Origin of the sequence: Marinibaculum pumilum, from assembly GCF_042646425.1 — a bacterium.
Classification (GTDB): Bacteria; Pseudomonadota; Alphaproteobacteria; order Ferrovibrionales; family Ferrovibrionaceae; genus Marinibaculum; species Marinibaculum pumilum.
Genome location: NZ_JBHRTR010000011.1, coordinates 18,809 through 44,589 on the forward strand (window position 1 = coordinate 18,809; position 25,781 = coordinate 44,589).

The window sequence follows — 25,781 nt, forward strand, 5'->3', positions numbered from 1 at the left end:
GCGGCTGGTAGGGCAGCAGCAGGTGCGACATGTCGCCACCGCCATAGCCCAGGTCCACCGCACCGGTGCCGATCACCGACTTGAAGGTGGCCACCAGCTTGCCGCCGGCGAAGTCCTGGTAGCCGGTGCCGCTGACCGCCTGCGGTCCGGCAGCGCCGGCATAGGTCTCGCCGCCCGGCAGGTCGTTCGTGGCGTAGTAGGCGAACTCCTCGGTCCGGTCGAAACTGCCGTCGCCGTCGAAGTCCATCTGCACCTTCAGGGCCACCCCGTTCCCGACCGAATGGCCGGCATCCAGGATCGCGGCGAAGTCCAGGCTGCCGCCGGTATAGGTCGCGTCGATGCCATCCAGGCTGAAGCTGGCCCCATCGCCCGTGCCGGCCGGCGCCAGGGTCTCCACTCCTGCGGCCGGGGCTTCCGACTGCAGGCCGCCTTCGTCCGCCAGGTAGAGGGTCCAGGCCAGCGGCTCCTCGCCACCGGAACTGCCGTCACTCCCGCTGCCTGAGCCGGTATCGCCCGAGCCGCCCCCCGAACTGCCTGATGAGCCGCCATCGGTCGACAGCTGGTGCGGCAGGTCCAGGCTGGTCTGCGACGGGTCGATCGACACCGCGCCGTTCCCGAAGGCGTTCCAGACCGTCATGGTCACGGAGCCGCCGTCGAAATCGGCCATCGCGCCATCGGCGGACAGCAGGTTGCCGGACTGGAACAGCTCGTAGCCGGGCAGGTCGTTGGTCGCCAGCACGTCATAGGTCTCTGTACGGTCCACCGCGCCGTCGCCGTCGAAGTCGTAGGCGAGCCGGACCTGCGTGCCGTTGCCGGCGCTGCTGCCAGCGTCCAGCGCAATGCGGAAGGACGGCAGGCCGCCATCCTGCAATGTCCCGGTCAGGTCGTCGGCGGTGAAGCTGGCGGCGATCTGCGGCGCATTGACATGATAGCCGCCGCCGGCCGACTGCATCGCCACCGGATCGCTGCCGTCCAGGTGCAGGACACCGTCGCCGTCCAGGGTGAAGGCGCCATGCCCTGCCCCGCCATCGCCGCCGCCGGTATCGCCCCCGCCCGTGTCGCCGCCACCAGAATCGTCACCACCCGCGTCACCGCCAGCCTGCAGGTCGAACGGCAGGTGGATGCTGGAGGCCGAGGGATCGAAGCGCACCTCTCCGGAGCCGAAGGCGTTCCAGATCTCGACGCTCACCTTGCCGCCGGTGAAGTCGCCATAGGCGCCCTCCGCATGGATCAGGCTGGTGGTGGCAAAGGACTGGAAGCCGTCGACATCGTCGGTCGGCAGGATGTCGTAATCTTCGATCCGGTCGACCTGGCCATCGCCGTTGAAGTCGTAGGACAGCCGCATCTGGGTGCCGTTGCCCGCCGACTGGCCGGCATCCAGTGCCAGCAGGAAGCGGGGCGCGTCGCCCGACTGGTAGCTGCCGTTCAGCCCTTCCAGGGTCAGGCCCAGGGCATTGGTCGGATCGTTGACGGTATAGCCCTGCGCCGCGGCGACGGTTACCGGCTCCGCGTCGCCGAAAGCCAGGTCGCCGCCGGCGACCAGGCTGAGGGCCAGCGCCCCGCTGCCGCCCGATCCACCGCCGCCGGTATCGCCGCCACCCGTATCGCCCCCGCCCGTATCGCCCCCGCCCGTATCGCCCCCGCTGCCGCCCGACAGCTCGAACGGCAGGGTGATGCTGGAGGCCGCCGGGTCGAAGCTGACCCCGCCGGCACCGAAGGCGTTCCAGATCTCCACCTTCACGGTGCCGCCGGCGAAATCGGCGAAGGCCCCTTCGGACTGGACCAGATGGGTGGTGACGAAGCTTTCGAAACCGTCCACATCGTTGGTGGGCAGGACATCGAAGCTTTCCACCCGGTCGACTTGACCGTCGCCGTCGAAGTCGTAGGAGATGCGCATCTGGGTGCCGTTGCCGGCGACGCTGCCGGCGTCCAGCGACAGAGTGAAGGCGGTTGTGCCGCCGCCCTGGTAGCTGCCCGTCAGGCCGTCGAGGGTGAAGGTCAGGGCGTTCGCCGGCGCGTTGACCGAATAGCCCTGCGCATCGGTCAGCGCGACCGGGTCGGCTGTGCCGAAGAGCAGCTGGCCGCCATCGCCCAGGCTCAGCGCCAGATTGCCGCTCCCGTCGCCGCCCGTATCGCCGCCGCCGTCACCGCCTGTGTCACCGCCGCCGCCGTCGCCGCCTGTGTCACCGCCGCCGGTGTCGCCGCCGCCCGTATCGCCGCCGCCCGTATCGCCGCCACCCGTATCGCCGCCCCCGGTATCACCGCCATAGCCGGCCGCGGCATAGTCATAGACATGGACCGTGCCGTCGGCCTCCCGCAGCATCATGCTGCGCGCCTGCAGTTCCATCACGGTGCCGTCGGAGAAGGTGACGGTGCGCGCCTCGGTGCCGGCATTGTAGGCGACGTAGCTGATCGCGCCGTCCTTCTCGAAGGCGGCGGCATAGGGGGTGTCGGCGCGCAGGTCGCTGCGCAGGGTGCCGACCTCGCTCAGGGATTGCAGCCAGTGCAGGGTATGCGGGAGGGAGCCGCCGGTCTCGATACCCGCCTCGCCCGCGGTCTGGGCGTTGTTCGGGTCGGCCTGGAAGCGGGCCAGGGCCTGGTCGGGATCGGCCAGGGCCAGGTACTGCCAGACCAGGTTCTTCCAGACGACCGGATCGCCGCCGCGTTCCGCCTCGATGGCCGCCACGCTGGCCAGGATATGCTCGGGGTTCTCTGCCAGGAACAGGCCGCTGCCGGTTGCCGGCAGGAAGTTGATGCCGTGGATCTTTTCCGGATCGGCCGAAAACCAGGTCGAATGTGCCCCGCCATCGGCCCAGACCATCCCTGCGGCGGTATAGTCGAAGCCGGCCGGAAACACCTCGCCGTCGACGTCGAACCAGTACTGCTGGACGGCCTCGCTCTCGACCGTGTGCAGGAACAGGCCCAGATCCTCGATGTCGCCCTGGCCGGTCGCCGCACCCCAGCGCGCCACGGCGCCGGAGAAGTTCAGCGCCTCCGACGAGGATTCCTGGTTGTTGCCGGCCGGGAAGGCGCCATGGCCGGAGGCCCAGCTGTGCCCCGCATAGGCATCGAAGGAGCGCAGGTAGGGATAGTCCTCGTTGGCGCGGTCCCAGTTGGCGGCATCGGCCACCAGCTCATTGACGATCTCGCGGTAATTGCCGGTCGCCGCCCAGTCGGGGTCGAACTCCGCCACGGTGGCGGAGGCCTCGATGAAATAGCCGTAGTGGAAGTGGTGGTCGTTGACCTGGGTCTCGGTATGAAAGCTGGCCGGATAGCCCTGCAGGGTGTCCCACTGGCTGTTGTAGTAGAACAGCTTGTCGGTCCCGTCCGCGGCGTCGAACCAGTCCGCCAGCTCGGTCTTGATGGTGTCCAGGAAAAGGTCGCGCGCCTCGCCATGGCCGACCTGGTTGGCGATCTGCGCCAGCGCCGACAGCCGGCCCAGCTCCTTGCCGACGGAATAGGTGTCCTCGTAGGGCACCGGCGCCTGCTGCACCTTCGCCATTTCCGCATCCAGCAGCGCACGCAATACCGTGGCCTGCGCCGAATCGCCGGCGAACGGCAGCGAGGGCAGCAGCGGGTTGAGGTCCATGACGGTGGCGAAGCTGTCGCCGTCCAGCACCTTCATCTCGCCGCGGGGGGAATTGTAGGCGAAGTCGGACAGGGCCGCGTCGGAGTTGATGTACTGGTGCCGGTACAGCGACAGCAGCGGCGTGTCGGCGAGGTCGCCGCCGGTCTCCATCTGCGCGGTCGTCACGTCGAAATGGGTGGTGACCGTGCCGGCGGACTGGTCGACCGAATAGCTGACCTCGCTGTCGGTGACGAAGGTATAGGCATGCTTGCGGTACGCCATCAGCGTATCGAGCGAATTGTCGGGCAGGGCGGCGACGGAGAAATAGTCCTTGCCGTCCAGGTCGGAGACCAGGCCGGCCTCGCTGAAGCTCCAGGTCGACCCGGTCGGGCCGAAGACGCCGTAGTGGGTGCCGTTGATGGTCAGGCCGACCACCCCGTCGGCAGCGAACCAGACCGTGCCGGGCCCGTCCCAGCCGGGCACGGAGGCGACGGTGTCCGCCGTGCTGTCGGTGGAGGCCGCCGCGCCCGGCGCGACCGCCAGGCTGCCGGCCTGGCCGCCGACGACGGCGCCGCCCTGCAGGTAGAGCTTGCCCTCGCCGGCCGGTGTGCCGTCGACCGTCAGGTTCGAGAATGGCAGGTCGACATAGGACTGGTCGCTGCCGGTCTCCACCTCGAAGGTGCCGTCGCCGATCGCGCGCCACAGCTCGACCTTGATGCTGCCGCCGGCCATGTCGGCCATCTCGCCGCTGGCCGAGGACAGGCCCTTGGCATCGGTATAGGCCTCGAAGCCGTTGGCGGCGTCGGTGGCGTGGAAGTTGTAGGTCTCCACCCGGTCGAAGCTGCCGTCGCCGTCGAAGTCGTAGGAGATGCGGAACTGCACGCCTTCGGCCACGTCTGTACCGGCATCGACGGGGAAGTTGAAGCGGAGGGCGGAGCCGTCGAAATGGCCGTTCAGGCCGTCCAGGGTGTAGCTCAGCGGCTGCACCGGGTTGCCGACCGCCTCGACCTTCTGCTGGTGCAGGGTGATCTCTGCGGCGGCATCGCCCTGCCGCGTGACATAGACGAAGGGCATGCCATGGCCGAAGGTGGCCTGCATCTGGCCGCCCCAGTCGGCGGTGGCGGTCCAGTCGCCGTGCGAGGCGAGCCTCGCGCCCTCATTGTCCAGGCCGGCCAGGCCGATATTCAGGTCGCCGCTCTGGTTGGTCTGGGCGTCCCAGGGATACTTGTATTCGTACTTCTCCAGCCCGGCGGAGCCCGCGATCGTCGCCTGCGCGGTGTAGCCCAGGTCCAGGCCGCCATCGACCGCCTTCATCGACAGCGGATTCGCATGCATCACCCGGGCGTCGTCGGCGCTGAAGAACGGGTATTGCAGCGCGGAGTAGAACTCGTTCGTCGGGATCGGGCCTTGGAAACCGTCGGTGACGTTCGGCGCGATCGGCACGCCGTTCGCGTCGGTCGGCGGCGACTGGCCGTCCGGAAGGTCCGTCGTGATCGTCGCGGATCCCAGTGTCTCGATGCCCATCTTTATTTTCTCCCCCGCCGCTCTCGGCTCCTGGCCCGCGGCATCTCCGGTCTATGTTCAGGTTCGGCCGGACCGCAGCCGGCGTTGGCGCGGAAAGTGCCGAAGGCTGTGGGTGAGGACAGGGCGGGATTGTGGTCACCGTCGGGCGCAATGTGTCGCAATGCGTCGATCCCGGCCGCCCGGTTCCACCGGCTGCGCCTCGGCAGCCGAGCCATGGGTGGGAGTACGACAGACCGGTTTGGCCCGGAGCGGGCGGCAATGTGGATTTTCTGTGGCCGCCGGCGCCTGCTGCCGCCCACTTGACGTCAGCGGCCGGGGGGCAAAGCCTTGCCGCACCGGGGCCCATGACGGGCCGGACGATCACCGGGCCTGCATCGCCGCGACCGGGCCGCGGCACGGCCCGAAGTGCGAGGAGAGAGGGGATGCGGCTGAAAGGCAAGGTGGCGTTGATCACGGGCGCGTCGCGCGGCATCGGCAGGGAGATCGCCCTGCGCTTTGCCGGGGAAGGCGCGACCGTCGCAGTCAACTACCGCAGCAACAAGGCGGAGGCCGACAAGGTGGTGTCCGAGATCGCGGCGGCCGGCGGCCGCGCGGCGGCCTATCCCGCGGACTGCAGCAAGGTCGCGGATATCGAGGCATTGGCGAAGGCGGTGGCGGACGATTTCGGCGGCACCGACATCCTGGTCAACAATGCCGGCGTCTTCGTGCCGATGCCGATCGAGGACACGACGGAAGCGGACTGGGATGCCCAGGTCGATCTGAACCTGAAGGGCCCCTTCTTCCTGGTGAAGGCGGTGGTCCCGGCGATGAAGGCGAAGGGCGGCGGCCGGATCGTCAACATCACCTCGATCGCCGGCGAGAACGGCTTTCCCAACGCCTCGGCCTATTGCGGCTCAAAGGGCGGGCTGGCGAACCTGACCCGCGCCCTGGCCTGCGAGCTGGCGCCGCACCGGATCAACGTCAACGCTGTCGCGCCCGGCAACATCAAGACGGACATGAACGCGGCGCTGCGCGGCCCGGGGCAGGAGGCCTATGTGCAGATGATCACCGAGCGCACGCCGGGCGGGGTGCCGTTCATCGACCCGAAGGACCTGACCGGGGCTGCCCTGTTCCTCGCCAGCGACGATTGCCGCGCCATGCACGGCGCGACGCTGCTGGTCGACGAGGGCTGGGCCGCCTGGTAGCTGGAAAGGAAAACGGCCCCCTGCGCTGGCCCGAGCGCGGGGAGCCGTTCGTTTGCATGCCGCCGCCCGGTGCCAGTCCGGCCCCGGGCGCGCGGAAAACGGCCTTGCGGACCGCTACTTGCTGACGCAGGCCCGGAAAGCCGGCGTGCAGGTGCGCATCGACTTGGCGCTGGCCATGCACTGCATGTAGGGCGCGCTGCAGGCGATCGTCGCCGCAGGCGGCTGGCCGCCCATGCAGGTGCCCAGGCTGCGGGCGCAATAGTCGGGCACAGGCGTCGTCGTCATGCAGCTGACATAGGCCGCCTTGCACTGCGACGGGGTCTGAGCCGCCGCGGAATCCGCGCTCACGCCGAGCGCCGCGAAACCCAGTGTCAGCGTCAGCGCGGCCGTGGCGCAGGCGCCGAGCGTTGCGTGGAGAACATGTCTCATCGAGGACCCCCTTCTGCGAATATGAGCCGTGCAACGGCGGCTCATCATGGGCAGTCCGCCATGCCCATGCAAGGCTGATCGCGCACGGCGGACAGGCGAGACGGGCAGGCGAAGCGGACGGGCAAAGCGGACGGGGCATGCTAGGCTGCCCCCGGCTGCCCGACCCAGTTCGCATCCTGCCGGAGGTCCGCATGCTGCCGCTGCTCGACATCTTCCTCCTGAGCCTGATCCCCGCCGCCGGCCTGCTGCTGGGCGGCTGCCTCGCCTTCGCCTGGCGCCCCGGGGCGCAGACACGCAGCGGCATCCAGCACTTCACCGCAGGCGTGGTGATCGCCGCGGTGGCGGCAGAACTGGTCCCCGCCCTGCATGTCACCACGTCGCCGCTGCCGATGGCCATCGGCTTCCTGTTCGGGATCCTCGCCATGCTGGCCGTACGCCGCTTTGCCGGAGAAGGCCATGACGGAGAGGATCATGACGGGCACGGGGACGGGGCCGACCAGGAAGCCGATACCGGCGCCCTGCTGCGGAGCGCACTGGTGGTGGCGGTGGCGGTGGACCTGCTGGTGGACGGCCTGCTGGCCGGCGTCACCCTGGCGAACAGCCTGCAGGGCGGGCTGGTGATCGTCGGCGCGCTGAGCCTGGAAGTGCTGTTCCTGGGGCTCGCCCTCCTGGTGTCGCTGCGGAATCGCGGGCTGGGCCGTGCAGCGGCCCTGGTCCTGCTCGCCGGCCTCGCTGTCCTGCTGCCGGTCGGCGGCATCGTCGGCCCGCTGGTGCTGCGCGCGCTGCCAGCGGAGGCCGGCATCGGCGTCATGGCCTTCGCCACCGCCGCGCTGCTCTACCTGGTGTTCGAGGAACTTCTGGCAGAGGCGCACGAGGGCGCCAGAGACAGCAGCCTGACCACCGCGCTGCTGTTCCTGGGGTTCCTGGCAGTCCTGTTGATCAAGGCCGTCCTGGAATAGCCAGCCGCCCCCGCCCCGACCCTGGCCGGACAGCCTATCCGGCCGGATCGTCGCTGACCCGGATCGACAGCTTGCCGAAGTTCTCGCCGCGCAGCAGGCCGCGGAACGCCTTGGGCGCGTTCTCCAGCCCGTCGACGATATCCTCGCGATATTTCAACCGGCCATCCTTCACCCACCCGGACAGGTCGGACAGCGCCTCACCGTACTGGTCCTGATAGTCCCAGACGATGAAGCCACGGGTGGTGACCCGGTGGGTCAGGGCGAGGCGCATGTACATCGGCAGGCGGTCCGGCCCGGATGGCGGCGCGCTGTCGTTGTAATGCGCGATCATGCCGCAGACCGGCACCCGGGCGAAGGTGTTCAGCAGGGGCAGGACCGCGTCGAAGACACGGCCGCCGACATTCTCGAAATAGACGTCGATGCCGTCCGGGCAGGCGGCCCTCAGCGCGGCCTCGAAGTCAGGGTCGCGATGGTCGATGCAGGCGTCGAAGCCCAGTTCCTCGATTACGAACCGGCACTTCTCTGCCCCACCGGCCACGCCGACCGCGCGGCAACCCCTGATCCTGCCGATCTGGCCGACCACCGCGCCCACGGCGCCGGAGGCCGCGGCCACCACCACCGTCTCCCCCGCTTTCGGCTGGCCGATATTGAGGAGACCGGTATAGGCGGTGACCCCGGGCATCCCCAGCACCCCATTGGCCGTCGAGATCGGCCCGAGGGCCGGATCCACCTTGCGCAGATTGCCGCCGTCCGACAGCGCATAGTCCTGCCAGCCGGTCCGTCCCTCCACGATATCGCCCTCGGCGAACCCGGGATTCCGGGAGGCAACGACCCGGCTCACCGCGCCGCCGACCATCACGTCGCCGAGCTGCAGCGCCGGCGCATAGGAGGGTCCCGCGTTCATGCGGCCGCGCATATAGGGATCCAGCGACAGGTAGATGGTGCGGACCAGCAACTCGCCCGGCCCCGGTTCCGGCACCGCCGCCTCCGACCAGCGGAAATCGCTGTCCTTCGGCTCCCCCTGCGGCCGTGCCGCCAGCAGCCACTGCCTGTTCACGCCTTCCGGCATCCGATCTTCCCCCGGTTACAATCTGTGCTAAGGAGCCCAATTATAGCGTAGCAGAAGGCCCTGCGGGTGTTGCCGGTCGCGGCACCGCCGGCCGGGCGCCCCGGGAGGACAGCGTGACATCGAACGGCTTTCGACCCCTGAACCTGGTGCGCACCCGGTTGCTGGCCCGGTCGCTCGCCCGCCTGCTGCCCCGGGCGACCGCCCATCTGCTCGCCCTGGCGCTGACATGGGCGGTCGTCGCCGGCGGGCCGGCCCTGGCGGCAGGGTCTGCGGACGACAGCACGGCGGCGCAGTCCGGAGAGGCCGCCGCTGGCGCAGCCGAGGGCCAGGAAGCCGAGGCCAAAGAGGCCGAGGCCAAAGAGGCCGAGGACAAGGAGGCCGAGGACAGGGAGGCCGAGGACAGGGAGGCCGAGGACAGGGAGGCCGAGGACAGGGAAGCCAGCGGCCAGGAGAACCAGGTGCCGGACCTGGAGGTCGTGGAAGACAATGTCGCGGGTATCGACGCGGCCACCTCGTTCGACCCGATGGCGGTCCGCCAGAAGCTGCCGCCAGGCTTCGCGGTCACCACCGGCACCTACCGGACCGAGGCGCAGGAACTGCAGATCATCCATGTGCTGCGCGACGACATCCCCGTCCTCAGCATCTATCCCGACAGCCAGGGCCGGATCGGGCTTGTCCAGGTCTTCCACCCGCGGGTGGGCGTGGGCGAGGGCCATATCGGCAGCCCGTTCGAGAGCTTCTTCCCCGATCCGGAGGAAGCAGACTGCGTGCGCGGCATCGACCAGCTGTCCGGCATGCTGATCTGCACCATGACCGACAGCCGGCGCATCAACCTGCTGTTCGACGGCAGCGCCTGGGACGGGCCCGACGATGGGATGCCGCCGGCGGAAGCGCTGCGGAGCTGGCCGCTGAAATATGTGATCTGGTCGGCGGAGGCAGGCGACGGGGCACAGGTGCCGGAGCGGCCGGCGGACCGCTAGCTGGCGGACGGGCTAAGCGGAACCGCGACGCGCCTGCCGGTATCGGGACAGGCTCTCCGGCGGCCATTCGCTGGCCATGTCATAATATTCGGGCACCGCGCGGACACCCTCCGGCAGGACGAACCAGGGCTGGCGCGAGGCGGTGTAGATATGAATGTCCGGCGGCACCAGGTCGGGCCTGTCCAAGGTCCCGACACGCAGGAAGCAGATTCTGTCCCCGGCGCCGGCATAGTGGCTCCACAGCGCGACCCGGCATCGCGGGCAACGGGCGATCTTCTGGCCCGCACCGCTTTCCGACGGGGTGAGCAGGATCTCCGGCGCCGAACACGGAAGGTGGATCCGGTCGGCCTCCACCAGGGCATTCAGGGCGAAGGCGCTGCCGGTCTCCCGCTGGCACCAGCGGCAATGACAGCAATGGACGAACATCGGCGGCGCCGCCAGCCGGTACCGGACCTGCCAGCAGCTGCAGCCGCCCTCAAGCATCGCCGTTACCATCTTCATGCTCCCCGACGGCCGCGCCGTCGCGAGGCTAGCCGATCCGGCGCGGGAAAGGCAGTCCCCAGCCCTATTCCGCTCTGCCCTGCCCGACCCTGGCCAGGACAGGCCTTGCCTGCTACCGTCGATTACGTCGGTAAACTCCGGCACCCCATCCGCGCACATGATAGAAGGGATGCAGGCGCTCATGCTCAAGGTCGAGGATCTGCACTACGCCTATGATGGCGCGATCGCGGTGGCCGGCGTCAGCCTGGAGGTCGGCGATACCGAGATCGTCGCGCTGCTGGGCGCCAACGGTGCCGGCAAGTCCACGACCGTCAAGTGCATCGCCGGCGCCCAGCGCCCCGCCCGCGGGCGCATCGCGTTCAACGGCGCGGAGCTGGCCGGCCGGCCGAGCCACCATGTGGTCCGGCACGGCATCACCCTGGTGCCGGAGGGGCGGATGATCTTTCCGCAGCTCAGCGTGGTCGACAATCTGGAGATGGGCGCCTATGCGGTGCGCGACCAGAAGGCGAAGGCGCAGAGCATGGACTTCGTGCTCGACCTGTTCCCCCGCCTGGCGGAGCGGCGCAGCCAGCTGGCCGGCCTGATGAGCGGCGGCGAACAGCAGATGCTGGCGATCGCCCGCGGCCTGATGAGCGCGCCGAAGCTGGTGATCCTGGACGAACCGTCGCTCGGGCTGATGCCGACCCTGGTGCAGGGGCTGTTCGACCTGGTGCGGTCGATCCGCGACCGCGGCATCGGCATCCTGCTGGTCGAACAGAACGTCCACCAGTCGCTGCGGATCTGCGACCGCGGCTATGTGCTGGAAAAGGGCCAGGTCGTGCTCTCGGGCACCGGCCGCGAGCTGCTGGCCGACGATTTCGTCCAGAAGGCCTTTCTCGGCACCGGCGCGGCAGCCTGACGCTTTCAACCAATTAGTTGAAAATCGGGCAGGCACATCCGGCCGACCGGCCGGATGCCGCTTCGCTGCGTGTCGTGCTTTCGAATGCACAGGGAAATCTGGTCACAGCCCGGCATCAACCGTTTGGTTGGTTCCGATTGACCATCCGCATCCGGCGGCGATAGCATCCCCGCGATGCGACGGTCGGCGCTTCCACCGTCGCGGGAATGATCCGGTGCGAGGCTTGGCATGGCACAGGCAGGGCAATACCCGACGGCGGACGAGGTGCCGGTGGCCGAGCGGGTCGCGGCGCCCGCCCTCGTCGTGGTCGACATGCAGAACGACTTCGTGCGGGTCGGGGCACCGCTGGAGGTGCCCGATGCCCGTGCCACCATCGCACCGCATCTGCGCCTGATCGACGCCTTCCGCAGCCGCGGCCGGCCTATCCTGTTCACCCGCTTCCTGTCCCGCCGCAGCGGCAACATGCTCTGGCACTGGTCGCCGCAATGCCGGCCCGACCAGCGCTGCTGCTGGCCGGGGCATGAGCGCAGCTATGGCGACCGCGATCGCCCGCTGCCCTGCATCGACGTGATCGACGAGCTGGCGCCGCTCGCCGACGACCCGGTCATCGACAAGTACGGCTATGGCGCCTTCCACGGCACCGGCCTGGACGACCTGCTGAAGGTGCTGGCGGTGCGCTCCCTGGTGGTGACCGGCACGGTCACGCAGATCTGCGTGGAGGAAACCGCGCGGGAGGCCTTCCACCACGGCTACCGGACCAGCATTGCCGCAGACGCCGTTTCCTCCTTCGCGCCCGACCTGCATGCCGCGACCCTGAAGAACTTCGCGATGAAGTACGGCTGGGTGGCGGACAGCGACGAGATCATCGCATGGCTCTAGCCGGCAGGTCCGGGGCCGCGGCGCCCCTCGCCGTGCTGCGGCGGCTGGACCTTTCCGTCACCGGCATCTGGATCCTCCTTGCGGTCGTGATCGCGCTGGCCGCCATCGGCCTGCCGCAGTTCCGGGAACCGGAAAACCTGGCCAACATCGTCCGCCAGTCCACCGTGCTGGGCATGCTGGCGATCGGCCAGACCTTCGTGATCCTGGCCGGGCTGATCGACCTCAGCGTCGGTATGGCCACCGGCCTGGTGGTCGTCCTGACCTGCGCGCTGGTCGACGGCGAGGCGGCGATGACCCTGCCGGTCGCGATCCTGATGCTGCTGCTGGGCGCCGGCATCGGCGCAGTCAACGGCCTGCTGGCCAATCTGTTCCGGATCCATCCGCTGATCCTGACCTTCGGCATGCTGTTCATCCTGCAGGGCGCGATCTTCACCTATGCCGACCGCAGCGTCGGCCGCGCGTCGGAGCCGCTGCAGACCCTTGCCAACGGCGACATCCTCGGCATCCCGATCGCCGGGATCGCGGTCCTGGTCGTGCTGGCAGGCGCCCATCTGCTGATCACCCGCACCCGCTTCGGCCATCACCTTGTCGCCGTCGGCGGCCATGCGGAGAATGCCCGCCGTGCCGGGGTGAACGTCGCCCGGATCCGCTTCCTCGCCTTCACCCTTTCGGGCCTGTCCGCCGGTCTGGCCGGGCTGATCCTGGCCGGCCGCCTGGGCACCGGCTATCCGCTGGCGGGCACCGGGCTGGAACTGGACGCCATCGTCGCCGTGGTGCTGGGCGGCACCGCCCTGTCGGGCGGCCGCGGCAGCGTGATCCGCTCGGTCGCCGGCGTCCTGGTGCTCAGCCTGGCCTCCAACCTGCTCAACCTGCTGGAGGTCTCCGCCTTCGTGCAGACCTTCACCAAGGGACTGATCGTGGTGGCGGTGATCCTGGCCAACCAGCCGCGCCGGGCGGCCGCCTCATGATCGCGGCAATGACGCCAGAGGCCCGTGCCCGGCTGGACCGGCTGCTCGCCGCGAATGCCATCTTCCTGGCGCTGATCGCCGTCTGGCTGGTCGGCGCCGCGGTATCGGACGCCTTCCTGATGCCGAACTACCTGTTCAACGTGGTGCGCCAGATCGCGCCCGTCGGCATCGCCGCGATCGGCGTCACCTATGTCATGATCCTGGGCGGGGTGGACCTGTCGATCGGCGCGGTGATCTCGCTGACCGCCGTCTTCTGTGCGGTACAGATGGACGGCGATGCCGCCAACACCCTGCCGGCGATCCTGCTGACCTGCCTGGTCGGTATGGCCATCGGCGCCATCAACGGCGCGCTGGTCGCGTTCAGCCGGGTGACGCCGTTCATCCTGACCCTGGGCACCGCGGTCGCGGTCTACGGCCTGACCCAGATCTATTCCGGCGGCACCGCCCGCGGCGAGGTCGCGCCCGGCTTCCGCGACCTCGCCAATACCCGCCTCGACGGCCTGGTGCCGGTGCTGGCCATCGTCTTCGTCGCGCTGGCCGCGCTGGGCCTGGCGGTGCAGAAGACCACCAGCTTCGGCCGGCGGCTGTTCCTGATCGGCAGCAATCCGCAGGCCGCGCTGCTTTCCGGCCTGCCGGTGCGCCGCACCACGGTCATCGCCTATGCCGTCTCCGGCCTGTTCGGCGCACTGGGCGGCATCGCCCTGCTGGCCCGTTCCGGCGTCTCCAGCACCAGTGCCGGCCAGGGGCTGGAATTCCAGGTCCTGGCGGCGGTGGTGCTGGGCGGCACCACCTTCGAGGGCGGCCGCGGCGGCATCGCCGGCACCGTCGCGGGTGTCCTGGTGCTGGTGATGGCCTTCAACCTCGTGAACATCGTCGGCCTCGACTACCACCTGCAGCTCGTCGTGATGGGCGCCATCATCATCCTCGCCTCGGCCCTCTACGGCCATCTGCAGGCACGCACCGGCCGGGCCTGAGGCGGACCGGCCGGAATCATAACCAAGGGAGAGACGCAATGATCCAGCTCAGAGATTGCCTGCCCGTCAGGGGCCTTGCCCTGGCCGGTACGGTCGCCGCGCTGCTGCTGTCGGGCGGCGCCCTGGCCGACCAGGCCGCCCGCGACGCGCAGGACAAGGCGGCCGCGGAGACCGTCGATACCAGCCGCTTCAAGGAAGAGCCGCCCTACAAGATCGGCGTTTCCGCCGGCTATCTGTCGAACTCCTGGGTGGTCTTCGCGCTGCAGCACATCCGCTGGGAGGCCTCGAAGCATCCGGAGGTCGAGGAGGTGATCGTCACCGACGCCGCCTTCAACCCGGCGAAGCAGGTCTCCGACATCGAGGACCTGCTGCGCCAGGACATCGACCTGCTGCTGTACTGGCCGGTGGACGATGCCGCGATCGCCGACGTGCTGCAGCGCGCCGTCGATGCCGGCGTACCGACGATCAACACCGGCGGCGGCTTCACCGATTCCCCCGGCACGATCGCCAATGCCTATATCAGCCAGTGGTCGCTGGGGGAGGATGTGGCCCGGCGCCTGATGGAAGACCTGGACGGCAAGGGCAAGATCATCGCCATGCTGCCGATCGCCGGCACCACGGCGGCGGTCGACCAGCTGGACGCGCTGAAGACGGTGCTGAAGGAATATCCCGAGGTCGAGCTGCTGACCGCGGAATACGGCGACTGGAACCGCGCCAAGGCGAAGCAGATCACCGAGAACCTGCTGCAGCGCTATCCGCGCATCGACGGCGTGTTCTCGCCCGCCGGCCAGATGTCGATCGGCGTTGCGGAAGCCTTCGAGGAGGCCGGCCGCCTGGACGAGGTCACCATGTCGCCGGGCGACGAATATAACGGCTGGCTGAAATGGGTCGCCGAGCATCGCCAGGGCGGCGCCGTCACCTTCCCCACCCGCGCAGGCCAGGTCGCCGTGCAGAAGGGGCTGAAGATCCTGAAGGGCGAGCCGGTGACCCGCGGCACCGCGGTGAAGGACCCCTTCATCTCGCCGGAGAATGTCGACGCCCATGTCGACATGGAGGCCCCCGACGACTGGTGGGCCAGCGAACTGCCGCCGGAATTCCTGCCGGAACGCTGAGGCGGAACGCTGAGCCGGAGTTCCGCCACCATGCAGCCCGCCACGCCCCTGCTGGAGGTCCGGGCGCTCGCCCGGCACTATGCCGGCGTGGCGGCGCTGCGCGGCGTGGACCTGTCCGCCGTGGCGGGCGAGGTCCATGCCGTGGTCGGCGCCAACGGCGCCGGCAAGTCGACCCTGATGAACCTGTTGTCGGGGACGGTGGCGCCCAGCGCCGGCGAGATCCTGATCGACGGCCGGCCTGCCGGGCCGCTGACCCCTGCGCTGGCGCGGGAGATCGGCATCGCGACCGTCTACCAGGAGTTCAGCCTGGTGCCGCAGCTGACCGTCGCCCGCAACGTCTTTCTGGGACGCGAGCCGCTGAAGGCCGGCACCGCCCGGCGCCTGGGCGCGGTGGACGAGGCCCGCATGGTGGCCGACACCGCTGCCCTGCTGCAGCGCCACCACCTGGCGCTCGACCCGCAGTCGGTGGTGGAGGGTCTGAGCGTCGCGCAGCAGCAGATGGTGGAACTGGCGCGCGCCCTCGCCGGCTCCTCCCGGGTGCTGATCCTCGACGAGCCCACCGCCGTCCTCTCCCTGGCCGAGCAGCGCAACCTGTTCGAGATCATCGCCCGGCTGAAGGCCGACGGCCTGCTGATCCTCTATGTCTCCCACCGGCTGGAGGAGGTGCTGGAAGTGGCCGACCGGGTCACCGTGCTGCGCGACGGCGCCCTGGTGGCGACCCGGCCGGCGGCGGGACTGGACCTGGAGGAACTCGTGACCCTGATGGTCGGCGAGACGGGCCGCCATCGCGCGCCGCCACGGCCGGCCGGCGGCGAGGGCCGGATCGAGCTGCACTACCGGCGCGGCGATGCGGAGGGCAGGATCCGGCTGGACCCGGGCGAGATCGTCGGCCTGGGCGGCCTGGTCGGCGCCGGCCGCACCAGCCTCGGCCGCGCGCTCTGCGGCCTCGGCCGCGGCGATACCGAGGTCTCGGTACGCTGGGACGGCGAGACGATTCAATGCAACAGTCCGGCCGCCGCGATGCGCGCCGGCTTCGTCTACCTGACGGAAGACCGCAAGCGCGACGGCCTGTTCGCCAACCTGGACATCCTGACCAATACCAGCGCCGCAGCGCTGTCGCAGTTCGCGCGCGCAGGCTTCCTCAACCGCCGGCGGGAGCGGCGCCAGTGCAGCGAGCTGCTGCAGCGGATGCGCCTGGCCGCGCGCAGCCTGGACATGCCGGTCGACCAGCTCAGCGGCGGCAACCAGCAGAAGGTGGTGTTCGGCCGCGCCCTGCTGCGCGGCCCCCGGCTGCTGGTCTGCGACGAACCGACCCGCGGCGTCGATATTGGTGCCAAGGCGGAGATCTACGACCTGCTGGAGGAACTGGCGGGACAGGGGGTCGCGGTGCTGGTGATCTCCTCAGAGATCGAGGAACTGCTCGCCCTCACCAGCCGCATAGTGGTGATGCGCGACCGCCGCATCGTAACCGAACTGCCAACCGCGGAGACCGACGAGGCGGCCGTGCTGCTGGCAGCCTCGGGCGGCCCCGAGGGCCAGATGGAGACAAAGCAATGACCGCACCAGCCGCCCCGCCGCGATCGCGGATCGCCGTCGGCCAGATGAACCCGCGTCCGGGCGAGGTCGCGGCCAACCTGGCGCAGATCGAGGCGATCGCCCGCGGCGCCGCGCAGGACGGCGCCGCCCTGCTGGTGATGCCCGAGACGGCGACCACCGGCTATTTCATCAGCGACCGCCTGGCCGAACTGGCCGAGCCGGAGGACGGGCCGACCGCCGCCCGGCTGGGCGCCATCGCCAAAGCCTCCGGCCTGCACCTGGCGGTCGGCATGGCGATCGCGGAAGGGGGAAGATTCTACGACAGCCTGCTGCTGTTCGGGTCCGACGGCCGGCGTCTGGCGACCTATCACAAGGCCCACCTGTTCGCGGCCGAGCGCGACTGCTTCGCCCCGGGCGACCGGCCCGTGGTGGTGGAAACGGCGATCGGCCGGATCGGCCTGACGGTCTGCTACGACCTGATCTTTCCCGACTATGTGCGCCGGCTGGTCGAACTGGGTGCCGACGTCGTGATCAACGGCACGAACTGGATCTCCGACGCCTGGCAGCGGGAGACCTGGGGCTGGACCGGGCCGGTGGTTCAGGCCCTGGCCGGCACCCGGGCGCTGGAGAATGGCATCTGGCTCGCCATGGCCGACTGCACCGGCCCGGAGGCCGGCTTCCTGTCGCTGGGCCATTCCTGCATCGCCGCGCCGTCGGGGCGCATCCTGGCCTCGGTCGGCCAGGGCCAGGGCTTCGCCGCCGCCGACATCTTCCACGACGGCGCCGACCTGGCACGCTGGCGCGGCATCGCCACCTACCGCCAGGACCGCCGGCCGGACCTGTACCGGTAGGTGGCGACGCCCGCCCTGGGACCATGTCAGTAGGCGATCATCTCGCAACGGATCCGGTCGCCCGCGACCTCGACCGACCGCCACTGCACGAAGTTCATGACCGGCCAGGAACCCTCCTTCGGCTGGTGGGAGACGACAGGGGTGCAGGCCGTGGACTGTCCCGGCTTCTCCGTCGGCCAGACCTGGCCGGTCACGCGGATAGGGCCGCTGCAAAGGAGGAAATGTCTGGCCGTGTTCCGATTCCGGTCCATCGGCGCCTGATAGGTGATCGTTGCAGCAGGGTCAGCCACGCAGGTCACTTCCAGCCGCCCTGTCAGGTGTCCGCCAGGCTCGTAGCCGGTAAACGGCAGACTCGATACCGTATAGTACTGGGGTCGTTCCGGCATCGCCGCGGCCGCACTAGCCGGCACTCCGAGCGCCGCAAGGGAGACGACGAACAGCGCCAGCCGACAACGCGACGAGGTGCCGGGCCAGCCAGTCTTTCGGGGGTCTTGCATGGTCGAACCTCCATGACGTCGATTGGAGGCCCATTACCGGCGCACTTTATGACCTCACGGCGGCGGCGGCGCGGCATTCCTGGGGAGGCCGGGCGGCCCCCATGCCGGGCCGCCAGTCGAGCGGTTTCAGTCTTCCACCGGCGTGCCGAGATAGGCGGCGATCACCTTCGGATCGGCGGCGACCTCGACCGGGGTGCCCTCGGCGATCTTGCGGCCGGCATCGATGACGAAGATCGAGTCCGACACCCGCATCACCGCGCCCATGTCATGCTCCACCAGCAGCACGGTGATGCCGCGCTCGCGGATGCGGCGCAGGATCTCGATCACCTCGTCGGTCTCCGACGGGTTTAGGCCGGCGCAGGGTTCGTCGGCCAGCAGCAGCAGCGGCCGCGCGGCGATGGCGCGCGCCAGTTCCAGCCGCCGCAGGTTGCCGACCGTCAGGCCCAGCGCCTGGCGGTCGCGCAAAGGCTCCAGGCCGCAGAGCGCGATCGCCTGTTCCGTCTCCCGCTCCACATCGCGCGGGCCCTCGCGCCCGAACAGGGCGCCGATGCGGACATTGTCCTCCACGCTCAGGTCGGGAAAGGGCTTGGCGATCTGGAAGGCGCGGGCCACGCCAAGATGGCTGATGGCGCGGGTCGACAGGCCGTCGATGCGCCGGCCGGCGAAATGGATCTCCCCCTCGCTGACCGGCAGATAGCCGGTCACCAGGTTGAAGATCGTCGACTTGCCGGCGCCGTTCGGGCCGATCAGGCTGCAGATCGCACCTTCCGGCACCGCCAGCGAGACATCGTTGGTCGCCACCAGGCCGCGGAAGCGCTTGGTCACATGGTCGAGGCGCAGCAGGGGTTCCGTCATGGCAGCGCCCTGCCATCGCTGGGGGCCGCCGGATCCGGCGCCTTCCGCCGGCCGCGCAGCAGGCCCTGGACGAAGCCGACGATGCCCTTCGGCGCCAGCAGCACCAGGATCGCCAGCAGCGCGCCGGTGGCCAGCATGTGGATGTCCAGCAGGTCGCCCAGCAGCACCTGGGTCAGCACAACCATGACGATGGCGCCGACGATCGGCCCGATCAGGGTGCCGATGCCGCCCAGCAGGGCATAGACGATCATGTTCAGGCTGAAATCGACACGGAACACGGATTCGCCGGTGATATAGCCCAGGCTGTGCGCATAGGCGGCGCCGATCATGCCGGTCAGCACAGCGGAGATCACGAAGACGGTGATCTTGTAGCCCTCCGTCGGCACGCCCATCATCGCGGCCGTATCCTCGTCCTCGCGCACGGCGACCAGACCGTAGCCGATGCGGCCGACCTTGATCACGAAGCCGACCAGCAGGGTGATCCCGGTCAGCGCCAGGAACAGGTAGTAGTAGAAGACCTGCGGGTCGATCTCCCGCGGCGCCAGGCGCGGCAGCACGATGCCCAGCGAGCCCTGGAACCAGTCGATGGTGGAGACCAGTTCGCCGAACACCTGCGACACGCCGAGCATGGCGATGGCGAAGTAGATGCCGCGCAGCCGCAGCAGCGGATAGGCGATGATCGCGGCCAGGATGCCGCAGACCAGCCCGGCGAAGGCCAGGCCGACGATCAGGTTCGCCGCCGGCCCGCCCAGGTCGACCTTCGTCTCCAGCAGCGCGGCGCCGAAGGCGCCGACACCGATGAAGACGGTATGGCCGAAGCTCCAATAGCCGGAGAAGCCGCCCAGGATCGACCAGGCCAGCGCCAGGCCGGCGGACATCAGGATCAGCTGTGCCACCCGTGTGTGGAAGGGGCTGAGCACCGCCGGCCCGAACAGCAGCAGGACCAGGGCCGCCAGCGAGACCAGGATCCACCAGCGGTGCCTGCGGATTCCCTGTTTCAGCATGACACCCATCAGCGCGACCCCGCAAAGGCATTGCCCAGGATGCCGTTGGGCCGCAGCAGCAGCATCAGCACCAGGATCAGGAAGGTCATCACGTTGGGGAAGGCCGGTCCGATGAAGGCGGAGGTCATGGTGGAAGCGATGCCCAGCAGCAGGCCGCCCAGCAGCGCGCCCGCCGGGCTGCCGATGCCGCCCAGCACCACGACGACGAAGGCGTTGATCGTCCAGGGCACCTCGTCCGGCGGCGAGAAGGGCAGGACGATGCCGATGATGACGCCGGCAGCGCCGGCGAAGGCGGCGGAGACACCGAAGGTCAGGCCGTAGACATGGTCGACATTCACGCCGCAGAGCCGGGCGCCCAGCTCCTGCTGCGCCGTGGCGCGGATCACCCGCCCCATGCCGGTGCGGTTCAGCACCAGGGCCAGCAGCAGCAGCAGCGCCAGGCTGGCGCCCAGGGCGCTGATCCGCACCAGGTCGAATGTCAGTTCGCCGATGCGGAAGAAGCTGAAGGCGTATGACGGCGTGATGCTCTGGATATCGGGCGAGAAGACCAGCACCATGATGTTGCGCAGCATCAGCGCCACGCCGAAGGTCAGCAGCAGGGTCGCCAGCAGCGACGACCGCTTCACCGCCCAGCGGATCAGGGTGCGCTGGTAGCCGTAGCCGACGGCGAACAGCACCGCCATCACGATCGGGATCCCCAGCAGCGGGTCGATGCCCAGCGCCTGCCAGACGATCAGGGCGCCATAGGCGCCGCAGAGCACGAAGATGCCATGGGTCAGGTTCACCACACCCATGACGCCGAAGATCAGCGAGAAGCCGACCGCGGCCAGCGAATAGATGCCGCCCAGGACGATGCCGTCGGCCAGGGTCTGAAGGAAAATCGTCACGCCCGGATCATTCGCCCCCGCTCGGGTCGGTATGGGCCGGCGGGCGCGCGCGGCGCCCGCCGGGACTGCTGTTCGGCCTCAGGCGCGGTCCGCCCAGGGCTTCACCGGGTAGGAGGGCTTGCCCATGGCGACCTCTTCCGGGAACACGATGACGGGCTCGCCGCCCTCGATCTGGAACACCTTGGCGCCCATCACGATCGGGTCGGCATCGCCGTCCTCGGTGAACTTCACCGGCCCGTACAGGGTCATGATGTCGATATCCGCCAGGGCGTCGCGCACCTTTGCGGGGTCGGTGCCGCCGGCATTCTGCATCGCGGTGACGTAGGTGATGATGCAGGCCGCACCGCCGGCCGTGTGATAGGCGAGCGGACGGTCATAGTTCTTCTTGTAGTAGTCGACGAAGGTCTTCGTATCGCCGAAGAACTTGTCCTTGAAGTCGGCATCCGGCTCCCAGTAGGTGGCGCCGGTAACGCCGTTGGCATAGTTGCCCAGCGCCTCGCGGTACGACGACAGCTGCGGGCCCAGCGCCTGGTAGAGCAGCTTCACGTTGGTGCCACTGGCGATCATCTGCCGCGCGATCAGCAGGGAGTTCTGGTCGTGCGTGGTGCAGACCAGGACGTCGGGGGTGTTGGCGCGGACCGACGACAGCACGCTGGAAGTGTCGGTGACCTGTGCGGGAAGTTCGTACTCCTCCAAGAGCTCCAGGCCCTGCGCGGTGCAGTCGGTTTTCGCGCCCTCGGCGAAGGTCTTGGAGAAGGCATCGTTGGTGGAGATCACGCTGAAGGTCTTCGGCTTCGGCTGCAGCGAACCGAAGAAGGCGGCCGTCGACTGGAACTGCCGCGTGGCACGCGGATAGAAGCCGAAGACGTACTTGTAGCCCTGGGTGAAGATCTTGTCGGAGCCGCCGCCGGTCTGCACCATCGGCTTGCCGGCACGGTCGACGATCGCCGCCGTCGGCAGCACGATATTGCTGCCGAAGGAGCCCAGGAAGAAGTCGACGCCGTCGTCCAGCTGGCGCTGGATCAGGGTGGTGGCGCGCGCCGGGTCGGAGGCATCGTCCACCATCTTCAGGTCGAGCTTGTACTTCTCTCCGCCGATCTCGACGCCGCCAAGCTCATCGTTGATGTACTTGATCGCCGTTTCGTAGCCGTTGTGGACGTTCAGCCCGGTCTCCGCCGCGCGGCCGCTCAGCGGAATCGAGCCGCCGATGGTGATCGTCTTCTCCTGCGCAACGGCGCCGCGGCTCCATGACGCCGACATGCCGGCACCCAGCCCGACGGCCGCGGCCGCCCCCACACTTCCCTTCATGAACAAGCGGCGATCGATCATGGCCTGCGGCTCCCCTGTAGGTGCTGTCTTGCGGTCGATTGTGGCTATCCCCTCGCGCCGGGCTTCGGCGACCCGGTCACATGCCGGCATCCCGGCGAAATCGGTGCGTGGCGGCGCGCCGCTACCTCACGGCTTCGGCGGCGGCTCGCCGTCGCCCTGCTGGTGGAAGTAGTTCATCTTGAAGAACCAATCGAGATAGGCGCCGTAGGTCAGCGGCTTGTATTTCGGCGGGTTGTCCGGCCCCTGGCAGGTCGGCAGGCATTCCATGACATAGTCGGTGTTCGGGTCGAAGAAGATCGGCATGGAATAGCGCGCCCGGCCGCTCTCGTTCAGCACCCGGTGCGGGGTGGAGAGGAAGCGGTCGTTCGACCAGCGGGTGCACATGTCGCCGGTATTGACCAGCAGGGTGCCCGGGATGCTCGGCGCGGGGAACCATTCGCCGTTGGTGCGGCGGATCGCCAGGCCCGGCACCTCGTCGCGCGCCAGGATCGTCATGAAGCCGGAATCGGTATGCGGCGCGGAACCGAAGGAGCCCTCCTCCGGCGCCTCCTGCGACGGGAAATGCGTGATCCGGTGGATGATCTGGTTATCGGTGAAGGCTTCCTGGAAGAAGTCCTCGGGCAGGTCCAGCGCGACCGCATAGACCTTCACCAGGCGCTGGCCCAGCACCTCGGCCGACTTCTGGTAGTCCAGCATCGCCTCGCGAAAGGACGGCAGGCTCTCCGGCCAGTAGTTCGGCCCGTGGAAGGGCCGGCCGTTCAGGATGTCGGGATGGTCGGCCGGCAGCTCGCGCTTGCAGAAGAACGCCTCGTTCAGGTTCGGCTTCCGGTTCTCGGCCACGGTGGAGCTCTTGATCATGCTCTGGGCGTAGGGAAGGTAGCCGATATTGTACTTGTCGAGCTTCAGCTCGAGCTTCTCCTCCTCCGGCAGGTCGAAGAAGCGCGCGCCTTCGGCGAAGGCGCGGTCGATCTTCTCCTGCGGCACGCCGTGATTGGCGACATAGAAGAAGCCGATATTCTCGCAGGCATAGCGCAGCTCCGCCGCCAGTTCCTCCAGCGCGCCGGGCATGCCGGCGATATAGGACCCCATGTCCAGGACGGGGATCACCTCGTCAACGTCGGTCTCCGCCCAGGCGGGCTTGCCGGTCTTGGGAACGTTCATGCCGTCGTTCTCCCTCGCTTCGCGCGATCGATGCCGCCCGCGATCCGGGCGCATCACTGCAGCGCAGCATACGTTGGTCATCGGGACTGTACCGAATGGAAGGAACCGGCGTCCATAGCGCGCGGTTCGCAGGGCGGACATGCGCATGGCGCATGCCCGCCACCGCGGTCATGCCGGCCGGGCAAGCCCCCTGCCCGCTAGCCAGTCGAGCAGCAGCGCGGCGACCGCAGCGCTGTTCCGTTCCAGCATCATCGCATGGCCGTTCCCATGCAGGCCGCGATCCTCCAGCCGCAGATGCTCCACCTGCGCACCGGCCTGTGCCAGGAAGTCGACGATGCCGTGATTGTCGGCCGCCATCCAGGACGCCTCCGCCGTCACCACGACGATCGGGAAGCCCGAAAGGTTGGGCAGCCGGCGCGCCGGCGCCGCCTGCACCAGGCAGTCCGCCAGGTCCGCCGACGGCGCTGGGCGAACCTCCCGCCCGAGCTCCGCCGGTGTCACCGCCGGCGGCTCGAAGGTCAGAGGCGCGGCGGTCAGGCCCCAGTCCAGGGTGCCACCGGGGCGTTCGGCGAAGGGCGGCCCCTGGGGTTCCACCGCGACGATTGCCTTCACCAGCTCGGGCCGGGCATCCGCGATCATCCAGCCGGCCGGTCCGCCCGCGGAATGGGTCAGCAGGATCGCCGGGCCGATCGCGTCGAGCAGTTCGGCGCCGCCGCGCTGCGCGTCCAGATGCGCCTGCGCCATGTCCGTCATCATCGGACCGCCGGATGCCATGAACTGCGTCAGGAAGGGGTCGGCCAGCAGATCCCGCGCGGCCGCGTCTTCGACCTCCGGCCACTGGTTGTGCCTTGCCGCCTGTGGATAGCGCTCCGGCGTCCATTCCGGCCGCGCGAAAAGCGGCCCCAGCGCCTCGAACGGCGGCAGCGACGTCATCGGCCCCAGGCTGTCGGCGTGATAGGGCGCCCGGCCATGGCCCGGCCGGTCCATCAGGTAGACCGCATGGCCGCGTCGCAGGAAGGCATGCAGCCAGCCCGGCCGGCCGTCGGCGGTGCCCATGAAGTCCAGCGCCTGCCCGCCGCCGCCATGGATCATCACCACCGGCCAGGGCTGGGTCAGTGCCTGGGGCACGTAGTACGTGACGCAGCTCTGTCCGCGCACGACGGTGCCATGCGGAGCCGACAGGTGCTGGATGCCGAAGAAGCGGAAGCCGTGCGCCGCCAGAACCAGCGGCCCGTCGGAGGCCGCATGCAGGTCGGCGGGGCGCAGCGGGGGAAGCCCGGATGGCGAACCGGTCATGCCTCCCTCACCGACACACCGTCGGGGAGCGGCGTCTGCAGGCGCTTCGTGAACAGGGCCCGCTCGCGCGCGACATCCGGATCCTCCGCCAGCCGGCGCAGCTTCTCCACGTCTTGGCGGCGGCGGTCGGGGTCGGTCTCGCTGTAGATCAGCCGCTTGTTCTCGCTGGCCTGGGGGGAGGCGATCTCCAGGAAGGTGCGGCGCCGTTCGGCAGCATAGTAGTCCAGCACATCTTCCCGCGCCTCGCCGCGCGCGACCGCGGCCAGCACCGGATAGAGCAGGAAGCTGTCGAACAGGCCGGAGGTCAGGCCCAGCCCGCCGGTCGGGTTGCAGACATGCGCCGCATCGCCGGCCAGCAGCACCCGGCCGATGCGGAAACTCTCCGCCGCGCGCTCGTGCATGCGGTAGGGCGCGCACATCTCCAGCTCCCAGGGGTCGTGGCCGGGCAGCAGCGCGGCGTAATGCTCCGGCAGGCGGTCGCGCACGCCTTCCTCCGGCAGCGCGGCATCCTCCGCATAGGTGCAGCGCCACAGATTGCTGTTGTCGATCTTCGCGATGATCGCGCCATGCACCGGATCGACCTGCAGGTTGGCGCGGGCATAGCCGTGCTTCTCGAAATCGTAGCGCAGGTTGGTGGCGACGAAACGCTCCGGCCAGGTCTTGCCCGGAAAGTCCTGCCCGGCGAGCTGCCGCACCGCGCTGCGGCCGCCATCGGCACCCACCACCCAGTCCGCGCGGAAGTCGCGGCGGCCCTCCGGCGTCTCCGCGGTGACGGTCACGCCGTCGGCATCCTGCACCAGGTCGATGACCTCTGCGTTCCAGTGCACCTGCGCACGGTCGCCAAGCGCCTGCAGGTGCGCCAGGGCCACTTCGGCCAGCTTGTGCTGGCCCAGATGCATGTTGAAGGGATAGGGCGTATGCCCCTCCAGCACGTCGAGGCTGAAGCGGATCTGCTCGCGGCTCTCGAAGATCAGGTAGGCATAGTCCTGCTTGGAGAAGCCCAACGCCAGGCAGTCCTGCAGGATGCCCAGCCGGTTGACCTCTTCCAGGACCGACCAGTGATAGACCATCGCGCGCGGCGAGTTGACGATCTGCGGCTCGGCCTCCAGCACCGTCACCTTCACGCCGGCACGTGCAAGGCCCAGGGCGTTCACCATCCCGACAGGCCCCGCCCCGACGACCAGTACCTCGTCCATGTCTCCGTTCCTCCCGAAAGCTCCGCGCCTGCTTGCCATAACGGCGGCGGATACAAAAGGAGACGGAAAAATGCGGCCCTGCGATAGATAGATCCCGGCGGTTCGTCCATCACCAAAATGATCT

Annotated in this window: 22 protein-coding genes; 10 read left to right on the forward strand and 12 right to left on the reverse strand. The window is 69.1% G+C overall.

The window, feature by feature from the left end:
- A partial coding sequence (locus tag ACFOGJ_RS03950) for a glycosyl hydrolase (protein WP_379898306.1) occupies positions 1-5,092 on the reverse strand: 5,092 nt, incomplete at its 3' end.
- A 422-nt stretch (positions 5,093-5,514) separates the two neighbouring features.
- On the opposite strand from ACFOGJ_RS03950, the gene ACFOGJ_RS03955 reads away from it, so the two are divergent.
- On the forward strand, positions 5,515-6,276 hold the full coding sequence (locus ACFOGJ_RS03955; RefSeq protein ID WP_379898307.1) for an SDR family NAD(P)-dependent oxidoreductase: 762 nt from the start codon (positions 5,515-5,517) through the stop codon (positions 6,274-6,276).
- Between the two features lie 114 nt (positions 6,277-6,390).
- On the opposite strand, the gene ACFOGJ_RS03960 is transcribed toward ACFOGJ_RS03955, so the two are convergent.
- A complete protein-coding gene (locus ACFOGJ_RS03960) occupies positions 6,391-6,705 on the reverse strand; it encodes a hypothetical protein (RefSeq protein WP_379898308.1) in 315 nt (104 codons plus the stop codon).
- A gap of 191 nt (positions 6,706-6,896) precedes the next feature.
- Here ACFOGJ_RS03960 and ACFOGJ_RS03965 point away from each other — a divergent pair, with 191 nt between their 5' ends.
- A complete protein-coding gene (locus ACFOGJ_RS03965; protein WP_379898309.1) occupies positions 6,897-7,664 on the forward strand; it encodes a ZIP family metal transporter in 768 nt (255 codons plus the stop codon).
- Between the two features lie 34 nt (positions 7,665-7,698).
- On the opposite strand, the gene ACFOGJ_RS03970 is transcribed toward ACFOGJ_RS03965, so the two are convergent.
- Positions 7,699-8,733, reverse strand: a complete 1,035-nt coding sequence (locus ACFOGJ_RS03970; RefSeq protein ID WP_379898311.1) for an NADP-dependent oxidoreductase — start codon at positions 8,731-8,733, stop codon at positions 7,699-7,701.
- 113 nt (positions 8,734-8,846) lie between these two features.
- On the opposite strand from ACFOGJ_RS03970, the gene ACFOGJ_RS03975 reads away from it, so the two are divergent.
- Entirely contained in the window at positions 8,847-9,713 is an 867-nt protein-coding gene (locus tag ACFOGJ_RS03975) for a DUF1131 family protein (protein ID WP_379898312.1), read from the forward strand.
- Between the two features lie 12 nt (positions 9,714-9,725).
- Here the strand turns inward: ACFOGJ_RS03975 and ACFOGJ_RS03980 are convergent, their stop codons facing one another.
- The gene (locus tag ACFOGJ_RS03980) at positions 9,726-10,208 is read right to left on the reverse strand and encodes a GFA family protein (protein WP_379898314.1); all 483 of its coding nucleotides are present in this window, start codon (positions 10,206-10,208) and stop codon (positions 9,726-9,728) included.
- 175 nt (positions 10,209-10,383) lie between these two features.
- On the opposite strand from ACFOGJ_RS03980, the gene ACFOGJ_RS03985 reads away from it, so the two are divergent.
- The 7 genes from ACFOGJ_RS03985 (at position 10,384) to ACFOGJ_RS04015 (ending at position 17,432) form a co-directional block, all read left to right on the forward strand.
- Complete coding sequence (locus ACFOGJ_RS03985; RefSeq protein WP_449288572.1) at positions 10,384-11,112, forward strand: ABC transporter ATP-binding protein; 729 nt, start codon at positions 10,384-10,386, stop codon at positions 11,110-11,112.
- Positions 11,113-11,340: 228 nt separating this feature from the next.
- Positions 11,341-11,991 (forward strand): cysteine hydrolase family protein, encoded by a 651-nt coding sequence (locus ACFOGJ_RS03990; protein ID WP_379898316.1) that lies wholly within the window; start codon positions 11,341-11,343, stop codon positions 11,989-11,991.
- Positions 11,982-12,959, forward strand: a complete 978-nt coding sequence (locus ACFOGJ_RS03995) for an ABC transporter permease (protein WP_379898318.1) — start codon at positions 11,982-11,984, stop codon at positions 12,957-12,959. Before ACFOGJ_RS03990 ends, ACFOGJ_RS03995 begins: the two co-directional genes overlap by 10 nt.
- Before the next feature lie 8 nt (positions 12,960-12,967).
- Positions 12,968-13,933, forward strand: coding sequence for an ABC transporter permease (locus tag ACFOGJ_RS04000; RefSeq protein WP_379898320.1), 966 nt, complete (start codon positions 12,968-12,970; stop codon positions 13,931-13,933).
- 38 nt (positions 13,934-13,971) lie between these two features.
- A complete protein-coding gene (locus ACFOGJ_RS04005) occupies positions 13,972-15,045 on the forward strand; it encodes a substrate-binding domain-containing protein (RefSeq protein ID WP_379898321.1) in 1,074 nt (357 codons plus the stop codon).
- A gap of 30 nt (positions 15,046-15,075) precedes the next feature.
- A complete protein-coding gene (locus ACFOGJ_RS04010) occupies positions 15,076-16,602 on the forward strand; it encodes a sugar ABC transporter ATP-binding protein (RefSeq protein ID WP_379898323.1) in 1,527 nt (508 codons plus the stop codon).
- Positions 16,599-17,432 (forward strand): carbon-nitrogen hydrolase family protein, encoded by an 834-nt coding sequence (locus ACFOGJ_RS04015; RefSeq protein ID WP_379898325.1) that lies wholly within the window; start codon positions 16,599-16,601, stop codon positions 17,430-17,432. The genes ACFOGJ_RS04010 and ACFOGJ_RS04015 overlap by 4 nt, the downstream gene beginning before the upstream one ends.
- Before the next feature lie 26 nt (positions 17,433-17,458).
- Here the strand turns inward: ACFOGJ_RS04015 and ACFOGJ_RS04020 are convergent, their stop codons facing one another.
- The 8 genes from ACFOGJ_RS04020 to ACFOGJ_RS04055 all read right to left on the reverse strand — a co-directional run bounded on the left by ACFOGJ_RS04020 (position 17,459) and on the right by ACFOGJ_RS04055 (position 25,657).
- The gene (locus tag ACFOGJ_RS04020; protein WP_379898326.1) at positions 17,459-17,929 is read right to left on the reverse strand and encodes a hypothetical protein; all 471 of its coding nucleotides are present in this window, start codon (positions 17,927-17,929) and stop codon (positions 17,459-17,461) included.
- 126 nt (positions 17,930-18,055) lie between these two features.
- Positions 18,056-18,784 (reverse strand): ABC transporter ATP-binding protein, encoded by a 729-nt coding sequence (locus tag ACFOGJ_RS04025; RefSeq protein ID WP_379898329.1) that lies wholly within the window; start codon positions 18,782-18,784, stop codon positions 18,056-18,058.
- On the reverse strand, positions 18,781-19,788 hold the full coding sequence (locus ACFOGJ_RS04030; RefSeq protein ID WP_379898331.1) for a branched-chain amino acid ABC transporter permease: 1,008 nt from the start codon (positions 19,786-19,788) through the stop codon (positions 18,781-18,783). The genes ACFOGJ_RS04025 and ACFOGJ_RS04030 overlap by 4 nt, the downstream gene beginning before the upstream one ends.
- A gap of 8 nt (positions 19,789-19,796) precedes the next feature.
- Positions 19,797-20,675 carry a branched-chain amino acid ABC transporter permease gene (locus tag ACFOGJ_RS04035; RefSeq protein WP_379898332.1) on the reverse strand — a complete coding sequence of 293 codons (879 nt, stop codon included), beginning with the start codon at positions 20,673-20,675 and terminating at the stop codon, positions 19,797-19,799.
- A gap of 78 nt (positions 20,676-20,753) precedes the next feature.
- Positions 20,754-22,004, reverse strand: coding sequence for an amino acid ABC transporter substrate-binding protein (locus ACFOGJ_RS04040; RefSeq protein ID WP_379898333.1), 1,251 nt, complete (start codon positions 22,002-22,004; stop codon positions 20,754-20,756).
- 126 nt (positions 22,005-22,130) lie between these two features.
- Complete coding sequence (locus ACFOGJ_RS04045; protein WP_379898335.1) at positions 22,131-23,165, reverse strand: isopenicillin N synthase family dioxygenase; 1,035 nt, start codon at positions 23,163-23,165, stop codon at positions 22,131-22,133.
- Positions 23,166-23,333: 168 nt separating this feature from the next.
- Positions 23,334-24,461 (reverse strand): alpha/beta hydrolase, encoded by a 1,128-nt coding sequence (locus tag ACFOGJ_RS04050; RefSeq protein WP_379898336.1) that lies wholly within the window; start codon positions 24,459-24,461, stop codon positions 23,334-23,336.
- Complete coding sequence (locus ACFOGJ_RS04055; RefSeq protein WP_379898337.1) at positions 24,458-25,657, reverse strand: FAD-dependent oxidoreductase; 1,200 nt, start codon at positions 25,655-25,657, stop codon at positions 24,458-24,460. The genes ACFOGJ_RS04050 and ACFOGJ_RS04055 overlap by 4 nt, the downstream gene beginning before the upstream one ends.
- Positions 25,658-25,781: the final 124 nt, after the last annotated feature.